This is a genomic window from Microbacterium sp. LWH13-1.2 (genome assembly GCF_038397735.1).
Lineage (GTDB): Bacteria > Actinomycetota > Actinomycetes > Actinomycetales > Microbacteriaceae > Microbacterium.
In genome coordinates, this window is the sequence record NZ_CP151635.1 from 325,841 (window position 1) to 346,313 (window position 20,473).

20 protein-coding genes are annotated in these 20,473 nt (G+C 68.6%); 9 read left to right on the forward strand and 11 right to left on the reverse strand.

Annotation, left to right across the window (positions count from 1 at the left end; translation table 11 throughout):
* Positions 1–64 precede the first annotated feature (64 nt).
* The 4 genes from MRBLWH13_RS01395 to MRBLWH13_RS01410 all read left to right on the forward strand — a co-directional run bounded on the left by MRBLWH13_RS01395 (position 65) and on the right by MRBLWH13_RS01410 (position 4,877).
* Entirely contained in the window at positions 65–1,405 is a 1,341-nt protein-coding gene (locus tag MRBLWH13_RS01395; protein WP_341956566.1) for a sugar ABC transporter substrate-binding protein, read from the forward strand.
* A complete protein-coding gene (locus MRBLWH13_RS01400) occupies positions 1,398–2,324 on the forward strand; it encodes a sugar ABC transporter permease (RefSeq protein ID WP_341956567.1) in 927 nt (308 codons plus the stop codon). Before MRBLWH13_RS01395 ends, MRBLWH13_RS01400 begins: the two co-directional genes overlap by 8 nt.
* Positions 2,317–3,135: a carbohydrate ABC transporter permease gene (locus tag MRBLWH13_RS01405; protein WP_341956568.1), complete on the forward strand. Its 819-nt coding sequence runs from the start codon at positions 2,317–2,319 to the stop codon at positions 3,133–3,135. Before MRBLWH13_RS01400 ends, MRBLWH13_RS01405 begins: the two co-directional genes overlap by 8 nt.
* Positions 3,136–3,281: 146 nt before the next feature.
* Complete coding sequence (locus MRBLWH13_RS01410; protein WP_341956569.1) at positions 3,282–4,877, forward strand: Ig-like domain-containing protein; 1,596 nt, start codon at positions 3,282–3,284, stop codon at positions 4,875–4,877.
* Between the two features lie 98 nt (positions 4,878–4,975).
* On the opposite strand, the gene MRBLWH13_RS01415 is transcribed toward MRBLWH13_RS01410, so the two are convergent.
* Positions 4,976–5,515, reverse strand: a complete 540-nt coding sequence (locus MRBLWH13_RS01415) for a small multidrug efflux protein (RefSeq protein WP_341956570.1) — start codon at positions 5,513–5,515, stop codon at positions 4,976–4,978.
* A 154-nt stretch (positions 5,516–5,669) separates the two neighbouring features.
* Here MRBLWH13_RS01415 and MRBLWH13_RS01420 point away from each other — a divergent pair, with 154 nt between their 5' ends.
* A complete protein-coding gene (locus MRBLWH13_RS01420) occupies positions 5,670–6,893 on the forward strand; it encodes a histidine kinase (protein WP_341956571.1) in 1,224 nt (407 codons plus the stop codon).
* Positions 6,890–7,492, forward strand: coding sequence for a response regulator transcription factor (locus MRBLWH13_RS01425; RefSeq protein ID WP_056309526.1), 603 nt, complete (start codon positions 6,890–6,892; stop codon positions 7,490–7,492). The genes MRBLWH13_RS01420 and MRBLWH13_RS01425 overlap by 4 nt, the downstream gene beginning before the upstream one ends.
* A gap of 208 nt (positions 7,493–7,700) precedes the next feature.
* On the opposite strand, the gene MRBLWH13_RS01430 is transcribed toward MRBLWH13_RS01425, so the two are convergent.
* Together MRBLWH13_RS01430 and MRBLWH13_RS01435 are read right to left on the reverse strand one after the other, a co-directional pair.
* Positions 7,701–8,408: a cation transporter gene (locus tag MRBLWH13_RS01430; protein ID WP_341956572.1), complete on the reverse strand. Its 708-nt coding sequence runs from the start codon at positions 8,406–8,408 to the stop codon at positions 7,701–7,703.
* Positions 8,408–8,740, reverse strand: coding sequence for a metalloregulator ArsR/SmtB family transcription factor (locus MRBLWH13_RS01435; protein ID WP_200934033.1), 333 nt, complete (start codon positions 8,738–8,740; stop codon positions 8,408–8,410). The genes MRBLWH13_RS01430 and MRBLWH13_RS01435 overlap by 1 nt, the downstream gene beginning before the upstream one ends.
* 118 nt (positions 8,741–8,858) lie before the next feature.
* On the opposite strand from MRBLWH13_RS01435, the gene MRBLWH13_RS01440 reads away from it, so the two are divergent.
* Positions 8,859–9,341: a GNAT family N-acetyltransferase gene (locus MRBLWH13_RS01440; RefSeq protein WP_341956573.1), complete on the forward strand. Its 483-nt coding sequence runs from the start codon at positions 8,859–8,861 to the stop codon at positions 9,339–9,341.
* A 6-nt stretch (positions 9,342–9,347) separates the two neighbouring features.
* Here the strand turns inward: MRBLWH13_RS01440 and treZ are convergent, their stop codons facing one another.
* Genes treZ through MRBLWH13_RS01460 form a run of 4 tightly spaced genes read right to left on the reverse strand, consistent with a single transcriptional unit; the run spans position 9,348 to position 15,938 of the window.
* Entirely contained in the window at positions 9,348–11,105 is a 1,758-nt protein-coding gene (gene treZ / locus MRBLWH13_RS01445; RefSeq protein WP_341956574.1) for a malto-oligosyltrehalose trehalohydrolase, read from the reverse strand.
* Positions 11,102–13,450, reverse strand: a complete 2,349-nt coding sequence (treY, locus tag MRBLWH13_RS01450) for a malto-oligosyltrehalose synthase (protein WP_341956575.1) — start codon at positions 13,448–13,450, stop codon at positions 11,102–11,104. The genes treZ and treY overlap by 4 nt, the downstream gene beginning before the upstream one ends.
* The gene (glgX, locus tag MRBLWH13_RS01455) at positions 13,447–15,657 is read right to left on the reverse strand and encodes a glycogen debranching protein GlgX (RefSeq protein ID WP_341956576.1); all 2,211 of its coding nucleotides are present in this window, start codon (positions 15,655–15,657) and stop codon (positions 13,447–13,449) included. Before glgX ends, treY begins: the two co-directional genes overlap by 4 nt.
* Positions 15,654–15,938: a hypothetical protein gene (locus tag MRBLWH13_RS01460; protein WP_341956577.1), complete on the reverse strand. Its 285-nt coding sequence runs from the start codon at positions 15,936–15,938 to the stop codon at positions 15,654–15,656. Before MRBLWH13_RS01460 ends, glgX begins: the two co-directional genes overlap by 4 nt.
* A gap of 129 nt (positions 15,939–16,067) precedes the next feature.
* Here MRBLWH13_RS01460 and MRBLWH13_RS01465 point away from each other — a divergent pair, with 129 nt between their 5' ends.
* Entirely contained in the window at positions 16,068–16,562 is a 495-nt protein-coding gene (locus tag MRBLWH13_RS01465; protein WP_341956578.1) for a methylated-DNA--[protein]-cysteine S-methyltransferase, read from the forward strand.
* Between the two features lie 86 nt (positions 16,563–16,648).
* Entirely contained in the window at positions 16,649–18,052 is a 1,404-nt protein-coding gene (thrC, locus tag MRBLWH13_RS01470) for a threonine synthase (RefSeq protein WP_341956579.1), read from the forward strand.
* Positions 18,053–18,151: 99 nt separating this feature from the next.
* On the opposite strand, the gene MRBLWH13_RS01475 is transcribed toward thrC, so the two are convergent.
* The 4 genes from MRBLWH13_RS01475 to MRBLWH13_RS01490 all read right to left on the reverse strand — a co-directional run bounded on the left by MRBLWH13_RS01475 (position 18,152) and on the right by MRBLWH13_RS01490 (position 20,439).
* On the reverse strand, positions 18,152–18,580 hold the full coding sequence (locus MRBLWH13_RS01475) for a VOC family protein (protein ID WP_341956580.1): 429 nt from the start codon (positions 18,578–18,580) through the stop codon (positions 18,152–18,154).
* A gap of 81 nt (positions 18,581–18,661) precedes the next feature.
* Complete coding sequence (locus tag MRBLWH13_RS01480; RefSeq protein ID WP_341956581.1) at positions 18,662–18,928, reverse strand: thioredoxin family protein; 267 nt, start codon at positions 18,926–18,928, stop codon at positions 18,662–18,664.
* A gap of 63 nt (positions 18,929–18,991) precedes the next feature.
* Positions 18,992–19,390, reverse strand: coding sequence for a DUF1801 domain-containing protein (locus tag MRBLWH13_RS01485; protein WP_341956582.1), 399 nt, complete (start codon positions 19,388–19,390; stop codon positions 18,992–18,994).
* 38 nt (positions 19,391–19,428) lie between these two features.
* On the reverse strand, positions 19,429–20,439 hold the full coding sequence (locus tag MRBLWH13_RS01490) for an FUSC family protein (RefSeq protein WP_341956583.1): 1,011 nt from the start codon (positions 20,437–20,439) through the stop codon (positions 19,429–19,431).
* Positions 20,440–20,473 lie beyond the last annotated feature (34 nt).

Here is a 20,473-nt window from a genome sequence, read left to right on the forward strand (position 1 = left end):
CGCGGCGCGGGCCTCCTAGCGTGAGCGCCGATCGCTTCCCCGACCCGATGCCTGAGGAGCCCCCATGTCCTTCCTTCCGAGCAGCGCCAGACGCCGCCTCCTTCTCGGTGCTGCCGCCCTGGCGGCCGCGACGTTCGTGATCGCCGGCTGCGCGGCGCAGGCCCCCGAGTCCGGTGGCGAGGGCGCAGACGGCGACTTCACCGGCCAGACGTTGAACGCGCTGCTCATCACGTCGCATGAAGGCGCGGGCAACTGGCTCAAGGAGCATTTCGAAGAGGAGACCGGCGCCGAGGTGAACCTCACGATCGTGCCCTACGACGAGATCGGTTCGACCCTCGCTCTCGACCAGCAGTCGGGCGCGAACACGTTCGACGTCGCGGCTCCCTGGTACGTCTCGATCGGCGACCTCGCCGAGGGCGGCTCCATCCAGGACCTCACGGACTGGATCGCCGACACCCCCTCGCTCGAGGCGGACGACTTCATCCCCTCGATCAACGACCCGTACACGCTGGTCGGCGACCGCCGCTACGGCCTGCCCTTCGACGGCGACACCCACGTGCTCTTCTACAACAAGGAGATCCTCGAGCGGAACGGCATCACCGAGCCGCCCACGACCTGGGACGAGTATCTGGCCGACGTGAAGGCGATCACCGAGAACGAGGGCGACGAGGGCGTCTACGGCTCGGCCATCTTCGGCCAGAAGTCGCCGCTGATCCTCGGGGCCGCCTACGCGAACCGCCTGGCGGGCTTCGGCGGCGAGTTCGTCGACGACGACGGCACGCCCACGATCAACTCCCCGGAGGCCGTCGCCGCGGCTGAGGCGCTGGTGGATGCCGTGCCCTACGCCTTCCCGACGGCTGCCGAGACCGACTTCGGAGTCGGCAACGGTGCCTGGTACGACGGCAAGGTCGGATTCATCGAGAACTGGACCGACCTCGGGGTGGGGTCGGAGACGAACCCCGACTCGAAGGTCGCGGGCAAGTGGGGCGTCACCACGCTTCCCGTCGGCGGAGACAACACCGAGGCTCGCGCGTCGCTGGTGGCCGGATTCACCTGGGTGATCGCGGCGAACACCGAGAAGACCGATCTCGCGAAGGCGTTCATCGAGTACGCCGCGTCCAGCGAGGTCAACTCCGAGCTGATCGTCGCCGACCCGCAGACCGGCATCGACCCGAACCGCGAGTCGTCGCTCGAGAGCGAGGCCTACGGCGAGACGTACCCCGACCTGCAGCGGGTCAACCGCACGACGCTGAGCGGATCGCTCGCCTGGCCGACGGGCGAGAACGCCTCGCAGGCCGCGCAGATCCTCACCGACGAGTTGGCGAAGCTCATCGCCGGCGACGGCGGCACCGCGCAGGAGACACTCGACCGTGTCCAGGCCGAGTGGGAAGAGATCCTTGGCTGACGCCTCCGCCATCCGCGTGCGCACCGCCCGCGCGTCCGGCCGAGTGCCGCGACGGGCGGGCGGTCTCGCGCGGCCGGGCGCAGCACGGTTCCTGACCGCGCCGACGATCCTGTCGATCATCGTGCTCGGCGCGTATCCGCTCGTGTTCATCGTCGCGGCGGCCTTCACCGACTCGACGCTCGGGCGGCCGTTCCAGGAGTGGGTCGGGACGGCGAACCTCGAGACGATCCTCGCGGATGCCGACGTCGTCGCGTCGTTCGCCCGGACGGTCGCCTATGCCGTCGTGGTGGCCGTCGTCAGCGTCGCGCTCGGGCTCGCGATCGCCGTCGCGCTGGAGCGTGCGACCCGAGCGGGCGCCGTCGTGCGCACGCTGCTCCTGCTCCCGCTGATCACCCCGCCGGTGGTGGTCGGCACACTGTGGAAGCTCGTGTTCAACCCCGGCGGAGGACTCCTCGCGACCGTGCTGCCCGGTCTGTCGCTCGCGCCGCTGTCGACGACGGCGTGGGCGCTTCCCGCGATCGGGCTCGCCGATGTCTGGCAGTGGACACCGCTGATCGTGATCCTCGTGTACGCCGCGCTGCTCACGCAGGACCCGTCCGTGCGGGAGGCGGCGTCCCTCGACGGGGCTCATGGAGCCGGTCTGTTCCGGCACATCACCTGGCCGGCGATCGCGGGCACGGTGATCGCCGCGCTCTTCATCCGGCTCGTCATCGCGTTGAAGGTCTTCGATCTCGTGTTCGTGATGACCTCGGGCGGACCCGGTCAGGCCTCGACCGTCACCACCTACCTCATCCAGCAGGTCGCCCTCAAGGAGTTCGACATCGGTCGGGCATCCGCGATCACCCTCGTGTTCGCGGTCATCGTCACCGCAGTGACCCTCGTGCTGGCGTTCTTCGCACGAAAGGCCCGACATGACTGAGCGGCGCACGCGCGTGCGACCCGTCGCGAGCAGCGTGCTCTTCATGACGCTCGCCGTGACCCTCGTACCACTCGCGTATCTGTTCTCGGTGTCGCTGATGGGGCGCGACGAGACGGTCTCGGGAGTCCTGTGGAGCGCTGCCCCGCACTGGGAGAACTGGGGCGACGTGCTGTCCACCGACATCCCCCGGTCGATCCTGAACTCCCTTGCCGCAGCGATCGGCGGTGCTGTCGTCTCGTTGGCCATCGCCGTCCCCGGCGCCTGGGCCATCGTCCGTCACAACGCCGGCGGGCGCACGCTGGGCGCGACTCTGATGAGCCCGTGGCTGCTCCCCCCGATCGTCGCCGTGGTGCCGCTGCTGACCCTTCTGCGATCGGTCGGCCTCAACAACACGCTCCTCGGCCTGACGCTCGTGTACGCCCTCGTCAACGTCCCGGTCGCCGTCTGGTTGCTGGAGGGATTCATCCGCCGGTTGCCGGTGGAGATCGAGGAAGCGGCGCGCATCGACGGTGCGGGGACGCTGCGGATGCTGTGGTCGGTCGTCGTCCCTCTGCTGCTGCCGAGCCAGGTCGCGATCGGGATCATCGTCGCGATCCTCAACTACAACGAGTTCCTCCTCGCGACCTTCCTCACGCAGAGCGTGGATGCGCAGACGTTCCCCGTGGCTCTGTCGCTGTTCTACGGAGACCGCACTCCGCACTTCGGCAAGATCGCGGCCGCATCGTTCATCGGCGTGATCCCGGTCTTCGCCGCCGCCGTGTTCTTCCAGCGCTGGCTCGTAGGCGGGCTGACGACGGGCGCGGTGCGCTGAGGAGCCCCCGGTTCCGCCCTGTCCAGTCGCCTCCTGTGCCGGTATATCGGTGCTGTATTCCGGTAACGGCGTAATCAGATCGCCTTTCTCTGATCTCTTAGATGAGTCGCGACTGGGAGCGACTCGAAATCGGACTGGGGATGACGATGACTGGGGAGAACACTGCCGTGCGCGCGTACGGAAGGACGATCGGCCGAGAGAAGGCGATCGACGGGGAGAAGAAGCTGCGAGGCCGGGGGGCCGTCGCGATGGTCGTGGGGATGATCATCGGCGTGGTCGGGATGCTGGGGGCCGCTCTGCCGGCCGCGGCCGCACCGACGGTGACATACCCCGGAGCGATCGCCAACGTGTCGCTCGAGAACCAGAACGGCGGTGGCCCGCTGGATCAGTGGGACACCGTGCGGATCTCGGGCGAGTGGAAGGTCCCGGCAGGGGCGCAGGCGGGCGAGACCTTCGGGATGACGCTTCCGGCGGAGTTCAGCCGACTGGCGGCGGGGGAGTTCACGATCAGCGACCCCGCGACCGGCGAGCTCATGGCGAACTGCATGGTTTCCGCCGGTCAGGGGCCTGACATGGTGTGCACGCTGACGGAGGCCGTCAACGGCAAGGAAGACGTCGGGGGAACCTTCTGGATGCAGGCACGCGCCTCGCAGTCCACGACGAACGAGACGGTCGAGTTCGACCTCGGCGATACGGTCGAGATCGTCGACCTGCCGGGTGACGGGGGAATCGTGCCCGTCGACCCGACAGAGCAGACCGAGCCCTACAAGTACGGCGGCGAGACGGCGACCGATGGGCGGCTCAAGTGGGTCGTCGGAATTCCGAGCGGGTTCGCGAGCGACGGTGCCTTCACGATCACGGACACGCTCGACCCGGGTCTCGCCGATCATCACTACACCGGTGAGGTGCGGCTGAGCCAGCGCCCCGTCGAGAACGGGATGCAGATCGGGAACTGGAGCATCGTCGATCCGTCGAGGTATCAGATCGTCTTCGCCGCCGACGGCCAGTCGTTCGAGTTCACGGCCTCAGGCCTGCCGGCAGGTGGCTTCGCTTACGAGCTGCTCTACTACACCCAGGCAGACGGTCCGGTCGTGAAGGGTGACGTCTTCGGCAACCATGCCGTCGTCGACACCGTCGCGACGTCGGCCACCCACACGATCACCGAATCAGGTGGCGGCGACGGCACCGGCGTGACCTACACGACCTTCTCGATCTCGAAGGCGCTGACAGGCGCTCAGGCCGCTGCGGCCCAGACCGCGACGTACACCGTGCGGTATTCCCTCAAGGGCTCCGACGCCCCGGCCAAGACCATGGTCGTGCCCGTCGGCCAGCCGGTCGTGAGCGATCGCGCTCCTCTCGGATCGACCTTCGTGATCGAGGAGATCGATCTGCCCGCCGTCGACGGAGTGAGCTGGGGAACGTGGACCGTCTCCGGTGACGGAGTCGTCGACGCCGGCAACGGCACGTTCGAGGTGACGCCCGGAGCAGCGGCGGGTGTGTCACTCACGCTCACCAACATCGCGAACCCGATCCCGGTCGTCGAGCCCACGCCGACCCCGACCGCGACGCCCACGCCGACCCCGACCCGCACGCCCGCGTCGGCCACGATGCCTGGAGAGCTGGCGCTGACGGGTGGCGGCGACGGGTCGGGCTTCCTCGCCCTCGCGGCCGCACTGATCGTCGGCGGTGGGCTTGCGACCGCGGTCTCCGTGAAGCGGCGGTCGAGCGTCGCACGACGCTGACAGCCGCACGCACACAGCAGCGGGTGATCACCGGTCGGTGACCACCCGCTGCTGTGTTCCAGGCGCCGCGTGCGTCTGCGTCGCGGTGAGTCGTCCGATCAGCGGATCGCGTAGACGGCGCTGCCGACGATCACGGCGACGATCGTGGTCCACCCGACGATGGCGACAGCCTGCCAGATCAGGATGCGGACCTTGCCCACACCGGCCGCGGCGAGCATCGTGGCGGTGAACTGGGTCGGCAGCAGCAGGGGACCGAGGAGGCTCACGCCGGGAACGCCGTAGCGCTCGAACGCCCGCTGGAACTTCTCCTTGCGCGCACCGCCGCGCTCGGACTCCGCGGGGATCGACTCGACGGCGCCGCCGCCCGTTCCGGCCAGCACGGCCTCACGGCTGCGGTTGCGGTTCACGATCGCGGTGCGCGCACCCGAGCTCGCGATCACGAGCACGGCGACGCAGAGGAAGTTGCCCACGATCGCCGCGATGGCGGCGACGACGGGGTGGATGCCGCCGATGATGCCGATCGAGACGGCACCCTCACCCTCGATGAAGGGAATGGCACCTGCGAGGGCGACGATGAGCGGCTGGACGAGCTCGGGAACCTGGGCGACGAAGCCCTGGAAGGTCTCGATGAGGTTCATTGGATTGCTCCTATGGTCTGAGCGCCGGTGTCTCCGCCGCGATGTATCCAGTCCATCGCTCCTCCGCTCCCGGCGGCAGTGTCGGGCCGTCACTCGTTTCCGGGTGCTTCACCCGCAGCATCCGTGACATGTGTCACGCCCGTATCGTGGGGGCATGCAGAGCACATCCCCGCTGGTCGAGCCGCCAGGCGACCCGTCGCTCGGAGCCCGGCAGCTTGCTCGTGGCATCACCGCGACCTGGTGGTACACGTTCTCGGCCGTCGTGTTCCTCGAACTCTTCCTGGTGCTGGTGTGGACACTCGAGGCGCTCGCCTCGCCGGGTGACGCGACCGCGCCGGTGGTCGTCGGCGTCGGGGGCATCGTCTGGTGGCTGTCGACCGCCATCCTGCTGTGGGCGTATCGGCACCGCGTCGACGCCGACCCGGGGATTCCCTGGACGCGCATCGCTCTTCCGCTGCTGATCGCCGCCGCCTATGGCGCGCTGGCGGGCTTCGTGACCGACAGCTGGCTGCTCGCGCTCATGCCGATCGCGCAGTCGGTCGTGCTGCTCAACTGGCCGAAGGGCGTGCGGCTGCGGATCGTGGTCCTCGCGACCGTGCTGCTCTTCTGCCTGGCGTTCATCGACGGGGCCCGCGGCGCCATGGAACCGGGTGCTCCGGGCTGGCTGCCCGCTCTGTACACCATCCTGATCCCGGCGATGTCGGTGAGCTCGCTGTGGTGGTGGGATGTCCTGGTCACGCTCGACCGGGCGCGCGCCTCCGAGTCGAGGCTCGCTGCGACCCAGGAACGACTTCGCGTCGCCACCGACGTGCATGACCTGCAAGGGCACCACCTGCAGGTGATCGCGCTGCAGCTCGAACTGGCTGAGCGACTGATGGGGCTCGATCCTGATGCGGCGCTCGAACAGCTGCAGGCCGCGCGGGTGAGCGTCGACGAGGCGCGGCAGGGCACACGCGATCTCGCGACCCGGTTCCGTTCGGTGCCGTTGGGTGACGAGGTGGCGAACGCGCGCGACCTCCTCAGCGCCGCAGGTCTCGCGGTGGACGCGGAGATCGCGCCGGACGCCGACGACGCGCCGGCATCCGCGCTGGGACCGGTGATCCGAGAGACGACCACCAACGTTCTGCGGCATGGTGCAGGACGCCACGCGCGGCTCACGCTCAAGAGGGTGCCGGAGGGGTGGCGATACGAGGTGGCGAACGACGTGGATGCCGATGCTGCGAGCGAGCCGGTCGGCTCGGGCCTCGATGGCGTCAGGCGCCGCATCGCCGAGGCGGGCGGCACCCTGGAGATCCATGACGAGGGCGGTGACTTCGCGGTGGTGGTCACGGTGCCCGCGAACGAGGATGCGTCCGTCGACAGAGGGGGTTCGCGATGATCCGGGTGCTTCTCGCCGATGACGAGGGGATGATCCGTTCCGCGCTTGCGGCGCTGCTGCGACTCGAGGGCGACATCGAGGTCGTCGCCGAGTGCGAAGACGGAGAGCAGGCGCTCGCCGAGGCTCTGCGGTTGACGCCGGACGTGTGCCTGCTCGATCTCGAGATGCCGGGCCTCGATGGTGTCGAAGTCGCCGAGCGGCTGAACAGGGCTATCGCCACCCGGTGCGTCGTGGTGACTCGGCATGCCCGCCCGGGCGTGCTGCGTCGGGCGCTCGCCTCCGGGGTCTCGGGCTTCCTGCCGAAGTCCCGCGGCGCCGATCAGGTCGCCGACGTGATCCGCAGGGTCGCAGCCGGCGCGCGGTACGTCGATCCGGAGATCGCGGCCGACGCGCTGAGTGACGAACGATCCCCGCTCACCGACCGCGAGCTCGACGTGCTGCGCGCAGGCCGCCGCGGCCAGACGACAGGTCAGATCGCGAAGGCACTGTCGCTCGCCCCCGGGACGGTGCGTAATCACATCTCGGCCGTGCTCGCGAAGCTGTCGGTCGGCACGCGGCAGCAGGCGGTGCTCCTCGCCGAAGAGCGCGGCTGGATCTGAACGAGAGAGCGCTGCGCCCGGGCCAGGAGACGGAGGGCGGGTGAGGCCGTGGGAGATGGCCCCACCCGCGAGCCACGCGGAAAAGGGGAGAGCGCGGCCCGGACGTGGAGCGAGCGCTTACCCCCAGCCTCACTCCACGTCTCACATGCAAGACCCGCAGATCGCAGGATCGTGACGCGGGTGGCGGAAATCTCTGCGGGCCGCGTCGTCAGCGGCCTTCGTGGTGCTCGTCGTGTTCGTGGTGGTGGTGCTGGTCGTGGTCGTGGTGGTCGTGCTCGTCTTCGAGGATCATGCCGACGGATGTCGCACAGGCGTCGCCCTTCCACGCCTCCACGCCTTCGCGCACGGCGAAGATCGCGATGACGAGTCCCGCGACGGCATCCGCCCACCACCAGCCGAACAGGCTGTTGAGTGCGAGGCCGACCAGCACGGCGGCCGACAGGTAGGTGCAGATCAGCGTCTGCTTCGAATCGGCGACCGCTGTGGCCGAGCCGACCTCCTGCCCCGCGCGACGCTCCGCGAGGGAGACGAGGGGCATGATGACGACGCTCACGGCGGTGAGGACGAGGCCGACTGCGCTGTGTGCCGGGCGGTCGCCGCCGATCAGCGAGAGCGCGGACGATGCGACGACGTAGATCGCGAGGGCGAAGAAGGCGACGGCGATCACCCGAAGCGTCGGCTTCTCCCACCGCTCGGGGTCGCGGCGGGTGAACTGCCAGGCGACGGCCGCAGCGGACAGCACCTCGATGCTCGAGTCGAGGCCGAAGCCGATGAGCGCGGCGGAGGACGCGACGGACCCGGCCGTGATCGCGACGATCGCCTCGATCACGTTATAGATGATCGTGAATGCCACGATGAGTCGGATGCGACGGTGCAGCGTCGTCCGACGGGCAGGGGTCGGAGCGACCGTGGTCATCAGCAGGTGCACCCTTCGCCGTCGCAGCAGTCGGGCTCGACGATCAGCACGACCTGCAGCAGTGCGTCGAGTGCCGGGACGAGGTGCGGGTCCGCGAGCTGATAGCGGCTGCGCCGGCCGTCTTGGATGCTCTCGACGAGACCGCACCCGCGCAGACACGCGAGATGGTTCGACAGCAGCTGTCGACTCACGCCGAGATGTTCGGCGAGGTCGGAGGGATACGCGGGCTCTTCGCGGAGCGCGAGCAGGATCGATGCGCGTGTCGAGTCCGACAGTGCGTGTCCCAGCCGGGCGACCGCCGCGGTGTGGGTGGGGGAGGCCGTGAGAGTCACACCACTACAGTACAGAAAACGCTGAACTCAGCGAAACTTGAACCGGAGGCCGGCAACATCGCCGAAATCCCAGCTCTGTACCGTGGTGGGCGGACGCAGGATCGAGGGAGAACGACTGATGACGAGTGTGACGATCGAGCGCGTGGCCTGGACGCACCCGGATGCCGAGCGGCTGCGCGCCGCGCAACGGGTCGAGCTCGACGCTCGATACGGCAGCGACGACCACGAGCCCGGCGTCGTACCCTCAGCCGACGACGTGCCGGTCTTCCTGATCGCGCGCGATGCGCAGGGAGTGGCGATCGTGTGCGGTGGACTGCGGGTGCTCGATGCAGATGTGCTGGGAGAAGGCGTCGCGGAGATCAAGCGGATGTACGCCGCTCCGCAAGCGCGCGGCACCGGAGCGGCCACCGCACTGCTCAGCGCTCTCGAGCGGGCCGCGGACGATCTCGGTATCCGACGCCTGGTGCTCGAGACCGGCACGGCGCAGCCCGATGCCGTGCGCTTCTACGAGCGGGAGGGGTATGCGCCGATCCCGCTGTACGGCCACTACGTGGAGAGCGACCTCTCGCTGTGCTTCGCGAAGGCGATCGCCGCGGGGTGAGGTCGATCAGTCGGGCGGACCGACGATCACCGCCGACTCCGGCAGGACGAAGATCGTGCGGGCCGTGATCCGGCCGGGCGCGGTCTCCAGCAGCACCCTGGCATCCGGTTCCAGGCCGAACTCGACCTCGTCCGAGGTGAGGTTGACGAGCACCGAGAGGTGTCCGCGGTCGATGCGATAGGCGCGGGCATCCGGAGCCGCATCCCGATGCGAGACCGTGGCGGTCGTGTGTGCCATGTCGGGGTCGCTGAGGTCGGCGCGCTCCTGTCGCAGCGAGATCAGGCGGCGGTAGAGGTCGAGCAGCTCGGCGTGCGGCGCGTCGCCGAGCTCGCTCCAGTCGAGGTGCGAGCGTTCGAACGTCGCCGGATCCTGCGGATCGGGCACCTGCGCCGGATCCCAGCCCATGCGCGCGAACTCGGCGATGCGGCCTTCGGCGGTGGCTCGGGCGAGCTCGGGTTCCTTGTGCGAGGTGAAGAACTGCCAGGGCGTCGATGCGCCCCACTCCTCTCCCATGAACAGCATGGGCGTGCCCGGGGCGGTCAGCGTGAGCACCGCGGCGACGGCGAGGCGCCCGGGCGACAGCGAGGCTGCGAGCCGGTCGCCGGCGGCCCGGTTGCCGATCTGGTCGTGATCCTGTGCGAAGGTGACGAGGCGCCAGGCGGGGACGCTCGCGGGCAGGGGAGCGCCGTGCGGGCGGCCGCGGAAAGAGGAGTACGTGCCGTCGTGGAAGAAGCCGCCTTCCGACACCTTGGCCACGGCATCCGGTGCGGCGAAGTCCGCGTAATAACCGTCGGTCTCACCGGTGAGTGCCACATGGACCGCGTGATGCCAGTCGTCCGACCACTGCGCCGTGAGCCCGTATCCGCCGGCGTCGCGGGGCAGGATGAGCGTCGGGTCGTTCAGATCGGACTCCGCGATCAGGCTGAGCGGTCGCTCGAGCTCGACGGAGAGAGCGTCGACGCGTTCGGCGAGCTCCTGCAGGATGTGCGGAGTGCGCTCGTCGTGGAGCGCGTGCACCGCATCGAGTCGCAGCCCGTCGACGTGGAAATCGCGTAGCCACATCAGGGCGTTCTCGATGATGTACTCGCGCACCGCCGGCTCATCGAGGTTCACCGACTCGCCCCACGACGTGTGCTGGCCGTCGCGCAGGTACGGTCCGAACTCGGGCAGGTAGTTGCCGCTCGGACCCAGATGGTTGTAGACCACATCCTGGATCACTGCGAGGCCGCGCGCGTGCGCCGCATCCACGAGCCTCTGGTACCCGGCAGGGCCGCCGTAGGCCTCGTGCACGGCGTACCAGAGCACTCCGTCGTAGCCCCAGTTCCAGGTGCCGCTGAACGCATTGACCGGGAGCAGCTCGATGTGCGTGAGGCCGAGCCCGACGAGGTGATCGAGGCGGCCGATCAGCGCGTCGAGAGTCCCCTCGGGCGTGAAGGTGCCGACGTGCAGCTCGTAGATCACTCCGCCTTCGACCGGCCGACCCGTCCAGCCCAGGTCGGTCCACTCGAAGCGCGCGGCGTCGAACACGGCGGACGGTCCGTGCACACCGCGGGGCTGTCGCCGAGACCGGGGGTCGGGCCGAAGCTCATCGCTCCCGTCGAGCAGGAAGCCATAGCGCTCGCCCTCGGACATCGGGACGTCGCTGGTCCACCATCCCGGTTCCGCCGAGGTCGGCGTCATGTCGTGCTCCGAGATCAGCACGCACGCGGGAGTCAGGCGCCGCAGCCGCACGGTGTTTGCGCGCGGCGCCCAGACCGAGATCATCGCTCTTCCACCAGGAGCGCGACCGGATAGGTGTCGAGCAGGTCCTTCAGCAGGACAGGACCTCCGTCGACCCGTCGGCCCGTCAGAACGTCGACGGCGGCGAGATCGGGCCGCATCAGCACGGTGTCTCCCCACCCGCCCCGGCGCGCCAGACCGACCGGCAGGCGGGTGGCTATCGCGAGCACTCCGCCGCGATCGAAGGCGATGGCGTGGTCGGCGGCCTGCCCTGTGACCGCAGCGGGTCGATAGCCGTGGAAGAGGTCGGCATGATCGCGACGCAGGCGCAGAGCCCTCGAGGTGATGAGCATCTTCGCGAGTCCGGAGTCGTCGATCGGAGGAAGGATGCCGCGGGCGGCGTCCTCGTCGAGGAGTCGCAGCAGCGCGGATCGCTCGGCGAAGTCGACCGGTCGACGGTTGTCGGGGTCGACCAGCGAGTGATCCCACAGCTCGGTGCCCTGGTAGACGTCCGGAACGCCGGGAGCCGCGAGCTGGAGCAGCTTCGCTGACAGCGAGTTGACGCGGCCGGGGGCGACGATCTCGCCCACGAACCGTTCGACGATGTCGCGCGCGGAGCCGTTGGCGGCCTCGGCGATCGCCGTGACGCCGTTCTCGAACTCGGCGTCCGGGTGCTGCCAACCGGTGCCCTCGGCGGCCTCGCGAGCGGCCTTCAGGCCGTAGGCGGTCAATCGCTCGGTCGAGATGGGCCACGCTCCCACGACGGCCTGCCACAGGAGCGCGTCGAGAGGACCGTGTCCGGTCGACGCGACGGCGCGGAGTTCCGTCAGCGTCTCGGACCAGCGCTCGGGGACCTCGGCGAGCACCGACAGCCGGGCACGGACATCTTCGGAGCGCTTCGTGTCGTGCGTCGACAGCGTGGTCATCGAGTGCGGCCATGAGGCGAGTCGCGACCGCTGGGCATCATGGAACGACTCGACTGAGAGCGACCCGATCGACGGGTCGCCACCGACCTCGGTCAGCGTGCCCAGCCGGGTGAACCGGTAGAACGCGGTGTCCTCCACACCCTTCGCCATCACCGCTCCGGTGACCTGCGGGAACCGCTCCGCCACCTCGAGCGTCGTGTCGAAGAGCAGCGGCGCCAGCTCGGCGATCGATTCGGCGAGATCGGGCCGTCGGTGGGCGGCGTCATCGATCGCGTGCTGCAGATGCTCACGCCCCGCCGGCAGATACGCCCGGTACACGGGGAAGCTCGCGACGATCTCGGTCAGAGCATCCTCGGCTCCGACCACGCCGAACGGCAGCGCCCGCACCAGTCGGCGCACCTCGGATCGCAGCAGCTCGTCGGCCACCTTCCGCTTCGTGGTGAGGATCAGATCGTGCCACGACTGCGCGACCGGCAGACCGGTCTCGGCGCGCAACCGCGCGTCGAGGGCGTCGAGTTCGTCGACGCCCGACTGGTCGATCAGGACTCGGTCGATCTCGACCAGCGCGTCGTAGCCGGTCGTGCCGTCGGCGCGCCACCAGGAAGGCAGTTCCTCGCCGGGCTCCAGGATCTTCTCGACCAGGGTGTAGGCGGCGCCGGTCGCGTCGGCGAGATGTTCCAGATAGTCGCCGGGGTGAGCCAGCCCGTCCGGGTGGTCCACGCGCAGTCCGTCGGCGAGCCCGTCTGTGATCCACCTGGCGATCTCCCGGTGCGACTCCTCGAACACATCCGGAAGCTCGACTCGGATGCCCGCCAGCTCCGAGACGGCGAAGAAGCGGCGGTAGTCGAGGTCGGTGTTCTGGTCCTCCCAGAACCGCAGCTCGTAGTTCTGGGCGTCGAGCAGAGCAGGAAGATCCTCCGCAAGTGCTCCTGTGCCCGGTGCCAGCGGCAGCACGTGATCGAAGTAGCTCAGCCTCCCGTCGGGAGCATCCTCCGCGGGGGTCGTGTCGATGACGATCTCCCCTGCGGCGAGGGCCTCGGCGGGCGAGGACCCGAGGATCGGCAGTCGCACCCGACCCTGTGACACCCTCTTGTCGACGTCGAAGGCAACCGCGTGCCGCGATGCGCGACCGAGCCGCAGCATGTCCCACCACCAGGGGTTGGCGCGGGGGAGCGCCACCCCGACATGGTTCGGGACGATGTCGACGAGGATGCCGAGGTCGGCTGCGCGCGCGGCGGCGGCGAAGCGCTCGAGTCCCTCGGGGCCACCGCGCGCATCGTCGACCCGGGAATGGTCGACGACGTCGTATCCGTGGTCCGACCCGGGCACGGCCGCGAGCAGCGGCGACAGATACGCCCAGGAGACACCGAGGTCGGCCAGGTAGCCGGTGACCGCCGCGGCGTCGTCGAGCGTGAAGCCCGCCCTGATCTGCAGTCGATACGTCGAGAGAGGGCGACGGGTCATCGAGGAAGCTCCGCTGTGGGTGCCGGCGCCGGTGCCTCGGACTGCTCGGTCTGAATGCGCAGCGATGCCTCGACCGAATTGTCCGTCGACACCACTGTGCGGTCGACGTCGCGCAGCACGATGAGCGAGTGAGCCTCGAGCGAGACTGCCGCGCCCGGATCCAGCGACGCACCGTCGGCCCGCTCGCCCGCTGTGTCGATCATGACCTCCCACGCATGGCCGTGCCGCTCGTCGGGGAGAGCGACCTCGACGGCATCCGTCCCGCTGTTGAAGTAGACGAGGAAGTTCTGGTCTGTGACCGGGCGACCGCGACGGTCTTTCTCGCGGATCCCCTGACCGTTCAGGAAGACTCCGATCGCGAGGCCGAACCCCGAATCCCAGTCCTCAGGTTCCATGCGGCGGCCGTCCGGACGCAGCCAGACGACATCGGGAACGCGCTCGCCATCCTCCGACCGCACCGGACGGCCGTCGAAGAAGCGGCTGCGTCGGAACGTCGGGTGGTCGCGGCGAAGCCGTGCCACCGCTGCGGTGAACTCCACGAGAGGCAGATCGGCCGATTCCCAGTCGACCCACGTGATCTCGTTGTCCTGGGCGTAGCCGTTGTTGTTGCCGTTCTGGGTGCGGCCGAGCTCGTCGCCGTGCGCGATCATCGGCACGCCCTGCGACAGCAGCAGCGTCGCCAGGAAGTTGCGCTGCTGCCTGGCGCGGATGCGGTTCACCGCCTCGTCGTCGGTCGGCCCCTCCACCCCGTTGTTCTCGGAGCGGTTGTGCGATTCCCCGTCGTTGTTGTCCTCGCCGTTCGCGTCGTTGTGCTTCTCGTTGTACGAGACCAGATCGCGCAGCGTGAAACCGTCGTGAGCCGTGACGAAGTTGATGGATGCCACCGGGCGTCTGCCGGAGTGCTCGTAGAGGTCGGCGGAGCCCGTGAGTCGCGAGGCGAATTCGCCGAGAGCCTGGGGCTCCCCTCTCCAGAAGTCGCGCACGGTGTCGCGGTACTTGCCGTTCCACTCGGTCCACTGCGGCGGGAAGTTGCCCACCTGGTATCCGCCGGGCCCGACATCCCATGGCTCGGCGATGAGCTTCACCTGGGAGACGATCGGATCCTGCTGCACGAGCTCGAAGAACGCCGCGAGGCGGTCGACGTCGTAGAACTCGCGTGCGAGGGTCGACGCGAGGTCGAAGCGGAAGCCGTCGACGTGCATCTCGGTGACCCAGTAGCGCAGCGAGTCCATGATCAGCTGCAGCGCATGCGGGTTGCCGGCGTTGAGGCTGTTCCCGGTGCCGGTGTAGTCGGTGTAGTACCGGCGATCCTCTTCGAGGCGGTAGTACGCCTCGTTGTCGATGCCTCGCATCGACAGCATCGGGCCCATGTGGTTGCCCTCTGCGGTGTGGTTGTAGACGACGTCGAGGATGACCTCGATGCCCGCGGCATGCAGAGCACGCACCATCGCCTTGAACTCCTGCACCTGCTGACCGTTCTGTCCGCTGGACGAGTAGTCGTTGTGGGGTGCGAAGAACGCCAGGGTGTTGTAGCCCCAGTAGTTCGTCAAACCCTTCTCCAGCAGGGTGGAGTCGTACACGAACTGGTGGACCGGCATCAGCTCGATCGCGGTGACACCCAGATGCACGAGGTGCTCGATGACCGACGGGTGCGCGATCGCCGCATACGTGCCGCGCAGCTCCTCCGGGACGTCGGGGTGCAGCTCTGTGAGGCCCTTGACGTGCGCTTCGTAGATGACGGTCTGCGCGTACGGCGTCTTCGGAAGGCGGTCGCCTGCCCACTCGAAGAACGGGTTGACGACGACGCCCTTGACCATCGTGGAGGCCGAGTCCTCGTCGTTGCGCGAGTCGGGATCGCCGAAGTCGTATCCGAAGAGGGGCTGACCCCAGTCGATGCGCCCGGCCACCGACTTGGCATACGGATCGAGGAGGAGCTTGTTCGGGTTGAACCGCTGACCCTGCGCAGGATCGTACGCGCCGTGCACCCGGTACCCGTAGAGCTGGCCGGGCTGCACCGAAGGCAGGTAGCCGTGCCACACGAACGCGTCGACCTCTTCCAGGAGCACGCGCTCCTCGGTGCCGTCGTCGTCGAAGAGGCACAGCTCGACCTTCTCGGCCGCTTCGCTGAACAGCGCGAAGTTCGTTCCCTGCCCGTCGAAGGTCGCCCCGAGGGGGTACGGCGAACCGGGCCAGACGTCGTGGCTCACAGAGCGCGCCGAGTCGCGACGGCGCGGTGCAGGACGGTCGTCACCGCGTCATGGAAGTCGTGCACCTGCGCCACCTCATCAGCATGGTGATACGGGTGCCCGACGTAGCAGACGAACACCGGATGCACATGTTCGACGTAGCCGACGGGGCCTTCGTGGAGTACGACGTAGCGGTCGAGGTCGACGCGTTCGTACAGGGGCTCGACAGGCGTGAGTGCTTTCGCGGGAGCCTGGCCTTCTCCGGGCTGGTGGTCATGCGCGGTATGGGTCTTCGCAGTCATGAGGGCTCCTGATTCTGTTGATGGGCTCCACGCTAAGAGGTGAGAACCCGAAGCGGAATACCATTGCCTCCGCACGTCACCTTGCGCTACGTCCGAGGAGCTGTCCCGGGTGCACGGTACTCTCTCGCCATGCCCTCGTTCGGAACCGTGCTGTCTCCCGTCGGCGAGATCGGCGTCGTGAGCGACGGGTCGGCGATCCGGAGGGTGACCTGGCGGTCGGATCCGCCGGTGGACACGGATGCCGAGCCCGATCCGCTTCTCGCAGAGGCGCTCGCGCAGCTGACCGCATACTTCGACGGCGCGCTGCGGGAGTTCGACCTGCCCGTCGAACTCGGCAGACAGACCGAGACCACCAGGGCGGTGCTGATGGCGCTGTATGAGACGGTCGGACACGGCGAGACGCTGACCTACGGCGGTCTCGCACGGCGCAGCGGCACCGAGATTCCCGCGAGAGGGATCGGCGCGATCATGGGCGCGAACCCCGTGCCGATCATCGTGCCGTGCCATCGCGTCGTCGCCGGCGACGGGCTGGGAGGGTACTCCGGCGGCGCCCCGGGCCAGGGGCTCGTGACCAAGCGCTGGCTGCTCGAGCATGAGGGCGCGCTTCCCGCGTCCCTGTTCTGATCACGGCCCCTCGTCGTTCGCGCAATCACCTCCCGGCCACCTGCGACAATGGAAGTCCCGTGCCGATTCCGATCCGAGGAGCACCCGTGCAGTACATCTCCACCCGAGGCGGCATGCAGCCGCTGCCGTACTGCGAGACCCTGCTCGAAGGACTCGCCCCCGACGGCGGGCTGGCCGTTCCCGAGACCATGCCCACGGTCGACGGTGAGACGCTCGAGCGCTGGCGCGCGCTGACCTACCCGCAGCTGGCGACCGAGGTGCTCGCGTTGTTCGCGACGGACATTCCTCGTGCCGATCTCGCGCGCATGACGGCCGCCGCATACGAGCCGTTCCCCGAGGAGGTCGTGCCGCTGCGCTCGATCGGCGACGACCTCACGCTCGTGGGACTGTCCGAGGGGCCGACGCTGGCGTTCAAGGACATGGCCATGCAGTTCCTCGGCCAGGTCGTCGAGTACGCGCTCGAGCGCAAGGGCTCGGTTCTGAACATCCTCGGCGCGACGTCGGGTGACACCGGGTCCGCCGCCGAGCACGCGCTGCGCGGCAAGGATCGCATCTCGGTCTTCATGCTCTCCCCGAAGGGACGCATGAGCGCGTTCCAGCGGGCGCAGATGTTCTCGCTCGATGACGAGAACATCCACAACATCGTGGTCGACGGCGTCTTCGACGACTGCCAGAACCTCGTCAAGCATCTCGCGGGCGACCTGGACTTCAAGCGCGCCCAGCACCTCGGCGCTGTCAACTCCATCAACCTCGCCCGCATCACCGCCCAGGTCGTGTACTACTTCTGGGCATGGCTGCGGGCGACGGATGCCGGCGGCTGGACCGAGGTGTCGTTCACAGTGCCGTCGGGCAACTTCGGCAACATCCTCTCGGGTTTCTTCGCGAAGCAGATGGGTCTTCCGATCCGTCGCCTGGTGCTCGCCGCCAACGAGAACAACGTCCTCGACGAGTTCTTCCGCACCGGCGTCTATCGTCCTCGCAGCGCAGCCCAGACCCTCGCCACGTCGAGCCCGTCGATGGACATCTCGAAGGCGTCGAACCTCGAGCGCTTCATCTTCGAGCTCGTCGGCCGTGATGCCGCGCGCGTCGTGAGCGCGTGGCAGGAGCTCGACACGCAGGGGTACTTCGACTTCACGGCGGACCTCGAGCGTTTCGTCGAGGAGTTCGGCATCGTCAGTGGGACCTCCACCCACGGCGACCGGCTCGCGACGATCAAGGCGGTGTACGACGCCTCGGGCGACATCATCGATCCGCACACGGCGGACGGCGTCAAGGTCGCCCGCGAGTACCTCGAGCCCGGCGTGCCGATGCTCGTGCTCGAGACCGCGAAGCCGCAGAAGTTCGCCGAGACGATCCGTGAGGCGATCGGCGTCGAGCTCGAGTACTCGTCCGAGCTGCGCGCGATGCTCGACGCCCCGCAGCGCACGACCGAGATGGCCGACGACGAGCACGAGCTCCGCGCCTTCATCGAGGCCAAGGCGCTGCGCTGAACCGACTCCGCGACGGCGACCACCGAGACCCCTTCTGCCGATCGCGGCAGAGGGGGTCTCGCGTTCACCGGATCAGGTTCCGGCCGGGTCGAGTCCTGATCATTCCGGGTCGCCGTGCAGCATCCACGGCACGCCGAAGCGGTCGACGAGCATCCCGAACGTGCCGCCCCACGGAGGGGTGTCGAGAGGCATCGTGATGGCCGCGCCGTCGGCCAGTGCATCCCAGACGGCTTGTGTGCGCTCCTGCGAGTTGCCGCTGAGCGACACCGAGAAGCCCTGCGGCGGTTCGAACGGGATTCCGTCCGGTGTGTCCGACGCCATGAGCACGAGCCCGTCGGCGGTCGTGAGCTGCGCGTGCATCACGAGGTCCTTCTGTTCGGGGTTCTGGACCATATCGGGGAACTCGCCGAAGACGTTGATGTCGAGGTCACCGCCGAGCACGCTCTGATAGAACTCCATCGCCTGCCGCGCCTCGGTGCGGAACGAGAGATACGGGTTGAGATTCGCCACGGTGCTGCCCCCAGTCATGTGATGCGGAGTCGACGTCGACCTCGCTGCACGCTCATTCTTCGCCGGGGGTCCGACATTCGCAACAGCGTGCCCGGAGGCTCAGGACGGAAGTGCCTTCACGGCAGCAGTCAGCACCTGGGGCACGGTCGGCACGCCTTCGGCACGGAACACCTCGGTGCCGGCCGCGTCGCGGATGATGACGGTCGGGGTGAAGCGGATGTCGAGCGCTTCGGCGGCGTCAGGCTCGCGCGCGACGTCGATCTCGGTGATCGTGGCATCGGGCAGGAATCGTGCGGCATCGGTCAGAACCGAACGGGTGCGCGAGCAGGCTCCGCAGAACGCGGATGTGACGAGCGTCAGTTCCATCGGGCTCCCTCTCACTCCTCAGGGTGCAACCGGCGGAGTGCTCGGGATGTTCCCCGTGCCTGTTCAGAAATCGGTGCGCTTCACCAACCCGCGATTCGTGCGGATGTGCTCGTAGTCCCACTGGATCAGGCGCGATTCGGCGAGCCAGCCGGCGAGGGCATGGGTGTCCACATCGGCGGCGTCGAGATACCTCGCCTCGGCCGCCTGGAACGTCCCGGACGGGGTGAGGCCGCCGCTCGCGAACGACTGGCCGCTCCAGAACATCAGGCGCACGGCATCCTTCAGCCGGTGGTATCCGACGATCGGATTGCCGTCGAGGAACCACACCGGATGCGCGTGCCACACCTTGCCCGCAGCCTCCGGGAGTCCGCGCTCGATCTCGGAGATGAGAAGGTCGCAGATCTCGCGGTCCTCCGGAGCGAGGCCGCGGTGATAGTCGTCGATCTCGGGTGCGCGGCTCATGGTGCGAGTATGGCCTGCGCGCAGGTCGGCGTCGAGAGTCAGTCGGTCTTCGCGGCGGCCCGCGGGTGGAGCAGTCCGGATGCGGCGCCGAGGGCGGCCCCGACGACGGTGTCCACGATGCGCTCGAAGGCGACGTCCATCGATCCGATGTCCCCGGTCGCTGCGCCGGTCAGCAGGAGCACCAGCGGGGTGATGAAGACGAGCGCCAGGGCGTAGTGACGCACCACGACGAGCTCGATCGTGAACTGCAGCGCGCCCAGCAGCAGCGCCAGCCACAGGCCGGACGGATGCAGCAGCGCGAGCAGCGCGTACACGCCGGCGCCGACGACGGTGCCGAGCATCCGGTGCAGTCCGCGCTGCACGGCGGCACGACGCGCGGCGGCGACACCGATCACGGCGACGGCCGATCTCACTATCCAGTACGTCCGCGTCGGATCGATCACCAGGCCCAGCAGCACTCCGATCACGGCGACGATGGCGACCCGCACGAGGAGCATGCGCGAATCGGACGTGAAGGCCGGGCCGGGAAGCAGCTCTCGCAGGGGTCGCGCCGTGATCGTGCGCGAACGTGGGAGGAGCAGGGGAGCCATCGCGACCAGATACGAGAACAGGCAACCCGCCGCGAGGGCTGCGATGTAGACGAGCGGCGCGATCGGCGAACTGGCGATGACGTGGGCGGAGAGCCCGAAGACCAGCACGAAGAACAGGGGCCCTGGAGGACCGAGGCGGAATCCGAACGACAGAGCCGCGCTGACGATCGCGACGACGACGACGCCGATGCTCACGAGCCAGGCGTTCGCCGAGACGATCACACCGAGGGCTGCGCTCACGATCAGGCCCGCGGCGACGAAGGGCAGGATCCTCGCCCGGTCGATGACCGGCGCGGTGCCGGCGAACAGGACGGTGAAGGCTCCGGATGCCGCGATGTAGCCGAGCGACGGTTCGCCGAGGAGGGTCATGACGGCGATCGGGACGGCGATTCCGAGAGCCGCCTGCGTCGCCAGGTGCCAGCGCGGACCGCGCTTGGGGGCCAGGGCGAACAGACTCATCCGTCAATTGTCTCGCGCCCCGAGAGCTCCCGAA

Bases quoted from the DNA above. Each gene is read 5' to 3' on its own strand.
- MRBLWH13_RS01415 (WP_341956570.1), bottom strand. From the start codon at position 5,515: ATGAACCTCATCGAGACCTTCCAGGGCTTCGTCGCCCAGGTTCCCGAG.
- MRBLWH13_RS01425 (WP_056309526.1), top strand. From the start codon at position 6,890: ATGATCCGGGTGCTTCTCGCCGATGACGAGGGGATGATCCGTTCCGCG.
- MRBLWH13_RS01410 (WP_341956569.1), top strand. From the start codon at position 3,282: ATGACTGGGGAGAACACTGCCGTGCGCGCGTACGGAAGGACGATCGGC.
- treZ (WP_341956574.1), bottom strand. From the start codon at position 11,105: ATGATCTCGGTCTGGGCGCCGCGCGCAAACACCGTGCGGCTGCGGCGC.
- MRBLWH13_RS01480 (WP_341956581.1), bottom strand. From the start codon at position 18,928: ATGGAACTGACGCTCGTCACATCCGCGTTCTGCGGAGCCTGCTCGCGC.
- MRBLWH13_RS01420 (WP_341956571.1), top strand. From the start codon at position 5,670: ATGCAGAGCACATCCCCGCTGGTCGAGCCGCCAGGCGACCCGTCGCTC.
- MRBLWH13_RS01485 (WP_341956582.1), bottom strand. From the start codon at position 19,390: ATGAGCCGCGCACCCGAGATCGACGACTATCACCGCGGCCTCGCTCCG.
- MRBLWH13_RS01430 (WP_341956572.1), bottom strand. From the start codon at position 8,408: ATGACCACGGTCGCTCCGACCCCTGCCCGTCGGACGACGCTGCACCGT.
- MRBLWH13_RS01475 (WP_341956580.1), bottom strand. From the start codon at position 18,580: ATGACTGGGGGCAGCACCGTGGCGAATCTCAACCCGTATCTCTCGTTC.
- MRBLWH13_RS01465 (WP_341956578.1), top strand. From the start codon at position 16,068: ATGCCCTCGTTCGGAACCGTGCTGTCTCCCGTCGGCGAGATCGGCGTC.
- MRBLWH13_RS01395 (WP_341956566.1), top strand. From the start codon at position 65: ATGTCCTTCCTTCCGAGCAGCGCCAGACGCCGCCTCCTTCTCGGTGCT.
- MRBLWH13_RS01460 (WP_341956577.1), bottom strand. From the start codon at position 15,938: ATGACTGCGAAGACCCATACCGCGCATGACCACCAGCCCGGAGAAGGC.
- MRBLWH13_RS01405 (WP_341956568.1), top strand. From the start codon at position 2,317: ATGACTGAGCGGCGCACGCGCGTGCGACCCGTCGCGAGCAGCGTGCTC.
- MRBLWH13_RS01440 (WP_341956573.1), top strand. From the start codon at position 8,859: ATGACGAGTGTGACGATCGAGCGCGTGGCCTGGACGCACCCGGATGCC.
- MRBLWH13_RS01490 (WP_341956583.1), bottom strand. From the start codon at position 20,439: ATGAGTCTGTTCGCCCTGGCCCCCAAGCGCGGTCCGCGCTGGCACCTG.
- treY (WP_341956575.1), bottom strand. From the start codon at position 13,450: ATGACCCGTCGCCCTCTCTCGACGTATCGACTGCAGATCAGGGCGGGC.